The following is a 9,604-nucleotide window of genomic DNA, read 5'->3' as shown; positions in this document are numbered from 1 at the left end:
CCGTGGTCTCCACCGTCCACCGCACGGGCTCGCCGTCGAGGAAGTCGTAGTCGCCGAGGTTGTCGCGGTAGGCGACCTCCTCCACCTCACCGCCGCGCGGCAGCAGGAAGGCGGTGCAGGAGACCTTCGCGTCGCCGACCTCGTCGACGTTGCTGAAGTCCGCGAAGGCGCAGCCCTCGGGATCGGCGGCCACGTCGACGAAGGGGAAGACGTCGCGACCCTCGGAGGTGACGATCGTGTGGTCCAGCAGGTTGGTGCCGATGATGTTGCCGCGCTCCTTGTCGAGGATCGTGTAGGTCTGCTCCACGAAGTACAGGTCCGACGCGCCCGGCTGCGCGCCGGGCGGCAGGCGCGACAGCGGCTCCTTCGTGACCGAGTCCAGCGTGATCGCGACCTTCACGAGCCCGCGCTCGACGTTCGAGGAGTCGGGCAGCACGACCACCGCGGTCTCGTCGGCCTCGAGCCGGGTGCCGGGCGGGGTGATCTCGCTGTCGGCGTCCGGCGTCTCCTCGGTGGGCTCGCCGGTGGGGTCGTCGGGCGCGGAAGGGTCGGCCCCGCCGTCGGAGCCGGAGCCGGACTGGGCGCCGGTCGGCTCCGCGGCCGGGTCCTCGTCCGGGGAGCCGCCGCAGGCGGTGGCGGCGAGGATCAGCGCCGTCAGGCCGGCGACGACGGCGGCACGACGACGGGCCGGGGTCCGGGAGGGGCGGGGGGCTCGCATGCGCGACACCCTAGGACGCGGTCGTGGCGGTCGCTCGCGTCCGCCGCGACCCCCTCCGGTCACGTCCTGACGCGCGAGCGGTCGTTCGGGCTCGCCGGACCGGCCGGGCTCGCTACAGTGCGCACCTGGACACCGGGGCCCGCGGCCCCACGTGCGATGGGGGATCGATGAGCCAGACGACGGCGGCGACCTCGGGACTGGTCAAGGTCACCGTGGCGTCGGGCACCCGCCGGGTGGACCTCGTGCTGCCGGGCTCCGTGCCGGTCGCGGAGCTGCTGCCGGAGCTGGCGCGCAGCGTCGGGCTGCTGGACCCCGCCACGGTGTACGGCGGCTACCGCCTGGTCACCCAGGAGGGCCGCGAGCTGGGCCCCGAGACGGGCCTGGTCGCCCAGGGCGTCGAGGACGGCGGCCTGCTCACGGTCAGCGCCGGCGTCGACGAGGAGCCCCCGCGCGTCTACGACGACGTCGTGGAGGCGATGGCCGACGTCGTCGAGCGCGAGCTGAAGCCGTGGGAGCCCGAGACCGGCCGCCGTACGGCGCTCGCGGCGGCGATGCTGCTGCTCGGGCTCGGCGCCGTGGCCCTGCTCGTGCAGGGCGACGCCCTGGTGGCCGGCGTCGCGGCCACGGTCATCGCCGTGCTGCTCGTGGCGGGCGCCGTCGTGCTCTCCCGGGTCCAGCACGAGCCCGAGGCGGCGGTCGCGCTGGCCTCGATGTCGGCGGTGCACGGGGCCGTGGCCGGGTTGCTGCTCGCGCCGGACGGGCCGCTGTTCGGCCTGCCGCTGGCCTGCGCCGGGGCCGGCGCCCTGGCGGCGGGCGTGGTCGCCGTCGTGGGCATCGACGCCGGCCGGGCCCTCGCCATGCCACCCGTGGTCCTCGGCGCCCTCGCCACCGCCGGGGGTCTGCTGCTCGACAACGTCGATCTCGACGCCCGCGTGGTGTTCGTGGTGCTGCTGGTGCTCGTCGTCGTCGCGGGCAGCGTGTTCCCGTGGCTGGCGCTCGGCGCCACCGGCACCCAGGTGGAGCAGATCTTCACCCTCGCCGACGTGACGCGCGACCCCGACGACGTGGACCCCGACCGGGTCGGCTCCGACGCCCGCACCGCCCACGAGATCCTCCTCGCGGTCTCGGCCACCGTCGGGCTGCTGCTGGTGATGGTGGCGCCGCTCGCGGTCTCGCTCGGTGTCACGGGCACGCTGCTCGCCGTCATGAGCTGTGTCGTGGTGATGCTGCGGACCCGCCAGTACCGCACCGGCTCGGAGGTCCTCGTGGGCCTGGCCTCGGGTGTCGTCGGGCTGTTCACGGTGGCGGTCTCGGTGCTGCTGATGCACGAGTCGTGGCGGGCGATCGCCGCGGTCGCGCTGGCGGTGACCGGCGCGGTCCTCGTCGCGGCCACCCTGGTCCCGGCCTCCGCCTCGGTGCGGCGCGGCCGGCTCGGCGACCTCGCCGAGACGATCGCCCTGGTCTCGCTGGTGCCGCTCGCGGTGTTCGCGACCGGGCTGTTCGAGCTCGTGGGGGGCTGAGGGGTGTCGACCAAGAAGGACCTCGTCGAGGCCCACGCCTTCAGCCGGCGGCGACTGGTCACCGCGTTCGTGTCGGGTGCGCCCGGGGGTCGCGAGGTCGAGCCGTCGCGGCCGGGTCGCACCATCGTCGGCGGTGTGGCGCTGGGGGTGCTGGTGCTCGCCGGCGGGGCCATCGCGGGCGTGTTCTCCTCCCGGCCGCCGGACGGCTGGCTCGACCCGGGCCTGGTCGTCGCCGAGGGCTCGCTGTACGCGATCACGACCGAGTCCGACGAGCCCGAGCTGCGGCCCGTCGACCCCATCTCGGGCCGGCTGATCTTCGGCGCCGACACCGAGCCGTCGTCGGTCTCGGAGGAGGACATCGCGCAGCAGCGCCTGGGCGAGGACATCGGCATCCTAGGGGCGCCGTCGTACCTGCCGACGACGGACCAGCTGATCGACGAGGGCTGGACGGCGTGCACCGAGGAGGGTCAGGGGATCGCACTCAGCATCCTCGAGACACCCCCGGCGAGCCCCGTGGACGACGGCGCGCTGGTCGTCACCACCGGTCCGAACGCCGGCCGCTGGCTCGTCGCGTCCGGTGACGTCGAGGGCCAGGCCGGCGTCCCGCAGGCGTTCCGCTACCGGCTGCCGCGCGGGGACGGCCAGGCGGACGCGATCCTCAGCAGCCTCGGTCTGCCCGCGGCCCAGGACGACGCGGCCGTCGTCAGCGAGCAGTGGCTGAACCTGTGGCCCGCCGGGCCCGACGTCGAGCGTCAGGCGTTCCGGACCGGGGACGGCCCGGTCGAGGGCTCCGGGGACTGGTTCGGCACGGGCGAGGCCGCCGAGGCGGGCGACCTGGTCACCGCCGACGACGGCGCCTACCTGGTGACCACGGACGGCCCCTACCAGCTCGACCCCTTCGAGCAGGCCGCCTACGAGGCCGTCGCGGACCCGGGGGCCACCACCCTCGACGGTGACCAGCTGCAGACCGGGCTGACCTCCGACGTGACGCCCGACGGCTGGCCCGACGAGGTGCCGACGGCCGTGGAGGACGACTCGCTGTGCGCGCAGCTGGTCCCCCGCGTCGAGGACACGCCGACGGTGCTCGTCGCCGGGGGCCTCGACGAGGACGTCGACCTCGCCGACCTGCCGGAGGACGAGATCGCGACCGACGTCGAGCCCGGCGGGGGCGCGGTCGTCGTGTCCGGCGCGTTCGGCTCCGCCCAGGGCGCCCCGGCGTACGTCGTGGACGCGAAGGGCGTCCGCTACCAGCTCGACGGGGCCGACGCCATCGGCAACCTCGGCTACGGCGAGCACGAGGCGCGGGTCGTGCCGGACTCCTGGATCGGGCTGCTGCGCTGCGGGGTGGTGCTGTCGCGGGACGCCGCGCTGCGCAACCCCGCGGACGAGAGCCCGGACCCGTCGTCGTGCTGACCCGTGGCCCCGGCGGGCGGGCCCGGCCCGTCGGACGCGCCGTGCTGGCGGCCGGCCTCCTGCTCGGGGCGGGCGTCGCGATCCCCGCCCCCGCGCTGGCCGACGGGGAGGGACCCACGGAGCTCGCTGCCTTCTGCTCGCAGGTCGCGGACACCGAGGAGCCGGTCGCGAACCCCGACCCCAGCACCCCGCTGGAGCAGATGCGGATCGACGAGATCCACCGCGACTACACGCGGGGGGCCGGCGTCGGGGTCGCGGTCATCGACTCCGGGGTCGCCCCGAGCGAGTACTACGACTCCGAGCCCGGCCTGCAGGTCGTCGGCCAGCCGGGCCCGCTGCAGGAGCCGCACGGCACCATCGTGGCCGGCCTGATCGCCGGCGGTCGGCGCGGCGAGGGCGAGGGCATGGGCATGGGGGTCGCCCCCGACGCCCGGATCATCGGGGTCCGCATCGTCGACAACCCCGAGGAGTCCGACGACGACGGTCTCGACCTGGACGGCGACTTCGACCCCCCGGACCTCGTCACCGCGCTGCGGTGGGTCGCGGACAACGCCGGGTCGCGGGGGATCGACGTGCTCAACCTGTCGTTGACCGCGGACCCCTCCGACGACCTCCGCGACGCCGTGCGGGCCGTGCAGGACGCCGGCGTGATCGTCGTGGCCGCCACGGGTAACCGCTCGCCCGACGAGGAGCTCCCGGAGGACGAGCCGGTGCCCGGGCCCTTCACGACCTATCCGGCCGCCTACCCGGGCGTCGTCGGCGTGAGTGCCTACGTGCCGCTGGACGCCGAGGGCGGGTCCGCCCGCTACGTGCTGAACACGACGAACGCCGACGTCGCCGTCCCGGTGCAGGGCGGGGCCTCGGTCGTTCCCAACGGCTCCACCTGCGTCGTCGACGCGATCGCGACCTCGTGGGCCACCCCGTACGTCTCGGGGATCGTGGCGCTGCTCCTCGCCTACTTCCCCGACGACGACGACGCCCAGATCGTGCAGCGTCTGCTGGAGACGGCGTCCGGCGCCACCGACCAGCGCGACGTGTACACCGGCTTCGGCCTCGCCCAGCCCATCGAGGCCTTCACCCGTCAGCTCACCCCGGCGCGCCGCACGGGCGAGCTGGGGCTCGCGCAGCCGGCCGACGACGGCGGCGGCGCCGCGCCCGCGCCGCCGGAGCGCGCGGACGCCCTCGCCGACGCCCGCGACGACTTCCGGTGGTGGGGGCTGCTCGCGGGGGCCGTGCTCGTCGCCGCCGTCGTGCTCAGGCCGCTGCTGCGCCGGCTCGGCACGGGCCGGCGCACGCCCGGCTGAGCGCGACCGGCCGGAGCGCGACGGCCGGTGTGACCGGGCGGGGCCCACCGGGCGGAGCGCGCTACCAGGCGGAGCGGCGCAGCAGCCGCAGCCCGTTGAGCGCCACGAGCACGGTCGAGCCCTCGTGGCCCGCGACGCCCAGCGGCAGCGGCAGGTGCCACACCAGGTCCCAGGTGACCAGCACGACGATGGTGGTCCCCGCGATCACGAGGTTGGCCCGCACCACCCGCCGGGCCCGCCGCGCGAGCGCGAGCACGCGGGGGAGCTGCGCGAGGTCGTCGCGCACCAGCACGGCGTCGGCGGTCTCGAGGGCCAGGTCGGAGCCGGTGCGGCCCATGGCGATCCCGACGTGCGCCGCCGCCAGCGCCGGCCCGTCGTTGATGCCGTCGCCGACGACGGCCACGCGACGCCCCTCGGCGGTCAGCCCGGCGACGGCGTCGGCCTTGTCCTGCGGCAGCAGACCGGCGCGGACGGTGTCGACGCCCACGGCGCGCGCCAGGGCCCCCGCGGCCGCGGCGTTGTCGCCGGTGAGCAGCAGCGGCCCGCGACCGGTGAGCGCGGCGAGGTCGTCGACCGTCGCAGCGGCCTCCGGGCGCGGCCGGTCGAGCAGGCCGAGGACGCCGACGGGGGCGCCGTCGGCGACCACGACCACCACGGTGCGGCCCTGCTCCTCGAGCCTGCGGGCGGCCGTCCGGGCGGCGGCCACGTCCCCCCGGCGGTCCGCGGCACCGTCACCGGTCCCGGTCAGGTCCTCCAGGACCCGGGGGGCGCCGACGTGGACGGCCCGGCCGTCGACCCGGGCCTCGACGCCGGCGCCGGGCAGCGCGCGGAAGTGGGAGGCCGCTCCCGGCTCGACGCCGCGGTCCGCCGCGGCGGCGACGACGGCCCGGCCGACCGGGTGCTCGCTGGACCCCTCGGCCGCGGCGGCCGTCGCCAGCACGCCGTCGGCGTCGAGGTCGGCGGTGGGCTCGACGTCGACGAGCTGCGGGGACCCGTCGGTCAGGGTGCCGGTCTTGTCGAGGGCGACCAGGTCGACGTCGGCGAGCCGCTCGAGCACGACGGCGGACTTGACCAGGACGCCGTGCCTCCCCGCCGTGGCCATCGAGGCCAGCATCGGGGGCATCGTCGCGAGCACGAGCGCGCAGGGCGAGGCGACGATCATGAACGTCATCGCGCGCAGCAGCGTGGGCTCGAGGTCGGCGCCGAGCAGCAGCGGCACCGCGAGCAGCGCCACCGTGGCCACCACGACGAGGCTGGAGTAGCCCTGCTCGACACGCTCGATGAAGAGCTGGGTGGTCGCCTTCGTCCGGGAGGCCTCCTCGACCATCGTGACGATCCGGGCCACCACCGAGTCGGAGGCGGGTCGGTCGACCTCCACGACGAGCGTGCCCTCCCGGTTGACGGTCCCGGCGTACACGGGGTCGCCGATGCCGCGGGCCACCGGCAGCGCCTCCCCGGTGATGGTGGCCTGGTCGACGTCGGAGGACCCCTCCACGACGGTGCCGTCGGCGGCGACCCGCTCACCCGGACGGACCCTCACCCGGTCCCCGGGGACGAGCTCGGTCACGTCCACACGCTCCTCGCCGGTCGCCGTCAGCCGGGAGGCACGCGCGGGCGCGAGCGTCAGCAGGGCGCGGACGGACTCCTCGTTGCGGCGGGTCGCCACGGCCTCGAGCGCGCCGGAGGTGGCGAAGATGACGATCAGCAGCGCGCCGTCGAGGACCTGCCCGATCGCCGCCGCGCCGAGGGCGGCGACGACCATGAGCAGGTCGACGTCGAGGGTGCGCTCGCGCAGCGCCCGCAGGCCGGCGACGGCGGGCTCCCAGCCGCCGGCGACGTAGCAGAGCAGGTACGCCGTCCACCAGGTCCAGGCGGGCGCACCCGCCAGCTGCGCGGCGCCGCCGAGGGCGAACAGCGCGGTCGCGACCACCGCCCAGCGCGCCTCCGGGGCGGAGACGACCGTGGCCACGAGGGAGCCGGCGGACGGGGGAGCGGGGACGTGCTGCTCCGGGGCGTCGGTCGAGGTGCTCACCTGAGCACCTTACACATGTACATATGTTCATGTGTAGGACCTCTAGGATCGGCCCATGGGTCACGGAGCGGCGGGTCGACGCGAGCCGCTCGACGCCGCCACCGCCGCCTCGGTCGCCTCCACGCTGCAGGCCCTGGCCACGCCGAGCCGGCTCCTGATCCTGTCCCGGCTGCAGGACGGCCCGCGCAGCGTCGGCGAGCTGGTCGCGGAGGTCGGCATGGAGCAGTCGGCCGTCTCCCACCAGCTGCGGCTGCTGCGCACGATGGGTCTCGTCGAGACCGAGCGGCACGGGCGCAGCGTCGTCTACTCCCTCTTCGACGACCACCTGGGTGACCTCATCGACGAAGCGGTCCACCACGCCGAGCACCTGCGCCTCGGCGTCGACCGCCGGGCCGCCGACCGCCGGGTGCCCGAGGCGCCCGCCGGCCCTCGCGGTGCCGGTGTCCCCGACCCGGCCTGACCGTTCCCGGGCGTGCCGCCCGGGAGAGCGCGACGGCGCCGCTGAGCAGCGGCGCCGTCGCGAGTGGCGGAGGATAGGGGATTCGAACCCCTGAGGGCGTTAACCCAACCCGCTTTCCAAGCGAGCGCCATAGGCCACTAGGCGAATCCTCCGCCGAGGAGAGTACCGGTCGGCCTCCGGGCCCTCGAAATCGGCCGGGTGGAGGCCCGCGCGTCCGCTGTCCTAGACTCGGACCAACCCCCCGCGCGGCGGCATCTCGCTGAACTCCCCCAGGGCCGGAAGGCAGCAAGGGCAGGCGTGCTCTACCGGGTGCGCGGGGGGCCTCTCCGCACCCGGGCACGACGCCCCGGACCGCTGTCGGCGGGCCTGGTTAGTGTGGGCCGCGTGGAGCCTTCCCTCGCCCTCTACCGGCGCTACCGCCCGGAGACCTTCGCCGAGGTGATCGGGCAGGACCACGTCACCGAGCCCCTGCGCGCGGCGCTCGCGGCCAACCGCGCCAACCACGCCTACCTCTTCTCCGGGCCCCGCGGCTGCGGCAAGACGACCTCGGCCCGGATCCTGGCCCGCACCCTCAACTGCGAGCAGGCCCCGGTCGCGGACCCCTGCGGCGAGTGCGACAGCTGCCGCGACCTGGCCCGCGGCGGGCCCGGCTCGATCGACGTCATCGAGATCGACGCGGCCTCCCACGGCGGTGTCGACGACGCGCGCGACCTGCGCGAGAAGGCGTTCTTCGCCCCCGTCCGCAGCCGCTACAAGATCTACGTCATCGACGAGGCGCACATGGTGACGACGCAGGGCTTCAACGCCCTGCTCAAGCTCGTCGAGGAGCCGCCGCCGCACCTGCGGTTCGTGTTCGCGACCACCGAGCCCGAGAAGGTGCTCGGCACCATCCGCTCGCGCACCCACCACTACCCGTTCCGCCTGATCCCCCCGCGGCTGCTGTCGTCGTACCTCACCGAGCTCTGCGCCGCCGAGGGCGTCGACATCGAGCCCGCCGCCATCCCCCTCGTCGTGCGCGCCGGGGGCGGCTCCGCCCGCGACACGCTCTCCGTGCTGGACCAGCTGCTCGGCGGGGCCGGTCCCGGCGGGGTCACCCACGCGCTGGCGACCGGGCTGCTCGGCTACACCCCCGACTCGCTGCTCGACGACGCGGTGGACGCGTTCGCCGCCGGTGACGGCGCCGCGGTCTTCGGGGTCGTCGACCGTGTCGTCGAGGCGGGCCAGGACCCGCGCCGCTTCACCGAGGACCTCCTGCGACGGATGCGCGACCTCGTCGTGGTCGCCGCCGTGCCCGACGCCCCCGCCACCGGCCTGATCGACGTCGCCGAGGACGCGGGGGAGCGTCTGGTGGCGCAGGCCGCGCGCTTCGGCACCGCCGAGCTGAGCCGGGCCGCCGACATCGTCGCCACCGGCCTCACCGAGATGCGGGGCGCCACCGCCCCGCGGCTCCACCTCGAGCTCCTCTGCGCCCGCGTGCTGCTGCCCGGCGTCGACGGTGACGCCGGCCTCGGCGCGCGCCTGGACCGCGTCGAGCGGCGGATCGCGATCGGGTCCACCGCACCCGCACCCGCACCGCCGTCCGCCGCTCCGCCGCCGACGCCCGGCCCGGCACCGGTCCCCGAGTCGACCCCCACTCCCGAGCCGGCGCGAGCTCCCGAGCCCACCCCCGCTCCCGAGCCCACCCCCACTGCCGAGCCGGCGCGAGCTCCCGAGCCGACTCCTGCTCCGGAGCCCGAGCCCGTCCAGCCGTCCACCCCCGTGCCGACGCCGGCTCCTCAGCCTGCCCCGGAGCCGGCCCCGGCCGGGGGACTCTCGCTGGTCGACGTCCGCCGGCTGTGGCCCGACGTCGTGGCCGCCGCGTCGAGCCGGCGACGCATGACCTGGATCCACCTCTCGCAGAACTCCCAGGTGGTCGGGGTCGACGGTCAGACCATCACCCTCGGCTTCGGCAACGCCGGTGCCCGCGAGTCCTTCGTGGGTGGCGGGTCGCAGGACATCGTGGCCGAGCTCGTCGGGACGGTCATCGGCGGTCGCTGGAGGATCGAGGCGATCATGGATCCCGGCGCGCGGCCGGGCGCCGCCGCTCCGCCGCCCGCTGCCGACCCGGCCCCGTCGGCCCCGTCGGCCCCGGCACCTCCGGCCCCGGCCGCGCCCGCC

7 protein-coding genes, 1 tRNA gene and 1 other RNA gene are annotated in these 9,604 nt (G+C 75.9%); 6 read left to right on the top strand and 3 right to left on the bottom strand.

Going from position 1 to position 9,604, the window contains the following annotated elements; translation table 11 throughout:
- Nucleotides 1-718, bottom strand: a 718-nt coding sequence (locus ABD158_RS17365) for a hypothetical protein (RefSeq protein ID WP_344008921.1), incomplete at its 3' end; no start/stop codon positions are given.
- Nucleotides 719-885: 167 nt separating this feature from the next.
- On the opposite strand from ABD158_RS17365, the gene eccD reads away from it, so the two are divergent.
- The 3 genes from eccD to ABD158_RS17350 are packed head-to-tail and all read left to right on the top strand — an operon-like array spanning nt 886 to nt 4,955.
- Nucleotides 886-2,238, top strand: coding sequence for a type VII secretion integral membrane protein EccD (gene eccD / locus ABD158_RS17360; protein WP_344008919.1), 1,353 nt, complete (start codon nt 886-888; stop codon nt 2,236-2,238).
- Between the two features lie 3 nt (nt 2,239-2,241).
- Nucleotides 2,242-3,651 (top strand): type VII secretion protein EccB, encoded by a 1,410-nt coding sequence (locus ABD158_RS17355; RefSeq protein WP_344008917.1) that lies wholly within the window; start codon nt 2,242-2,244, stop codon nt 3,649-3,651.
- A complete protein-coding gene (locus ABD158_RS17350; protein WP_344008915.1) occupies nt 3,645-4,955 on the top strand; it encodes a S8 family serine peptidase in 1,311 nt (436 codons plus the stop codon). Before ABD158_RS17355 ends, ABD158_RS17350 begins: the two co-directional genes overlap by 7 nt.
- Nucleotides 4,956-5,016: 61 nt before the next feature.
- Here the strand turns inward: ABD158_RS17350 and ABD158_RS17345 are convergent, their stop codons facing one another.
- A complete protein-coding gene (locus ABD158_RS17345) occupies nt 5,017-6,987 on the bottom strand; it encodes a heavy metal translocating P-type ATPase (RefSeq protein ID WP_344008913.1) in 1,971 nt (656 codons plus the stop codon).
- 55 nt (nt 6,988-7,042) lie between these two features.
- On the opposite strand from ABD158_RS17345, the gene ABD158_RS17340 reads away from it, so the two are divergent.
- Entirely contained in the window at nt 7,043-7,447 is a 405-nt protein-coding gene (locus tag ABD158_RS17340; protein ID WP_344008911.1) for an ArsR/SmtB family transcription factor, read from the top strand.
- A 64-nt stretch (nt 7,448-7,511) separates the two neighbouring features.
- Here the strand turns inward: ABD158_RS17340 and ABD158_RS17335 are convergent.
- Nucleotides 7,512-7,599, bottom strand: a tRNA-Ser gene (locus tag ABD158_RS17335).
- Nucleotides 7,600-7,682: 83 nt separating this feature from the next.
- Here ABD158_RS17335 and ffs point away from each other — a divergent pair.
- Both ffs and ABD158_RS17325 read left to right on the top strand, forming a co-directional pair.
- Nucleotides 7,683-7,773, top strand: an RNA gene (ffs, locus tag ABD158_RS17330) — signal recognition particle sRNA small type.
- A 58-nt stretch (nt 7,774-7,831) separates the two neighbouring features.
- Nucleotides 7,832-9,604 (top strand): DNA polymerase III subunit gamma and tau (locus ABD158_RS17325; protein ID WP_344008909.1); only part of this gene is annotated, 1,773 nt, incomplete at its 3' end.

The organism is Nocardioides lentus (genome assembly GCF_039529515.1).
GTDB lineage: Bacteria > Actinomycetota > Actinomycetes > Propionibacteriales > Nocardioidaceae > Nocardioides > Nocardioides lentus.
This window is presented reverse-complemented; position numbering and strand designations above follow the sequence as displayed.

Bases quoted from the DNA above. Each gene is read 5' to 3' on its own strand.
- eccD (WP_344008919.1), top strand. From the start codon at position 886: ATGAGCCAGACGACGGCGGCGACCTCGGGACTGGTCAAGGTCACCGTG.
- ABD158_RS17340 (WP_344008911.1), top strand. From the start codon at position 7,043: ATGGGTCACGGAGCGGCGGGTCGACGCGAGCCGCTCGACGCCGCCACC.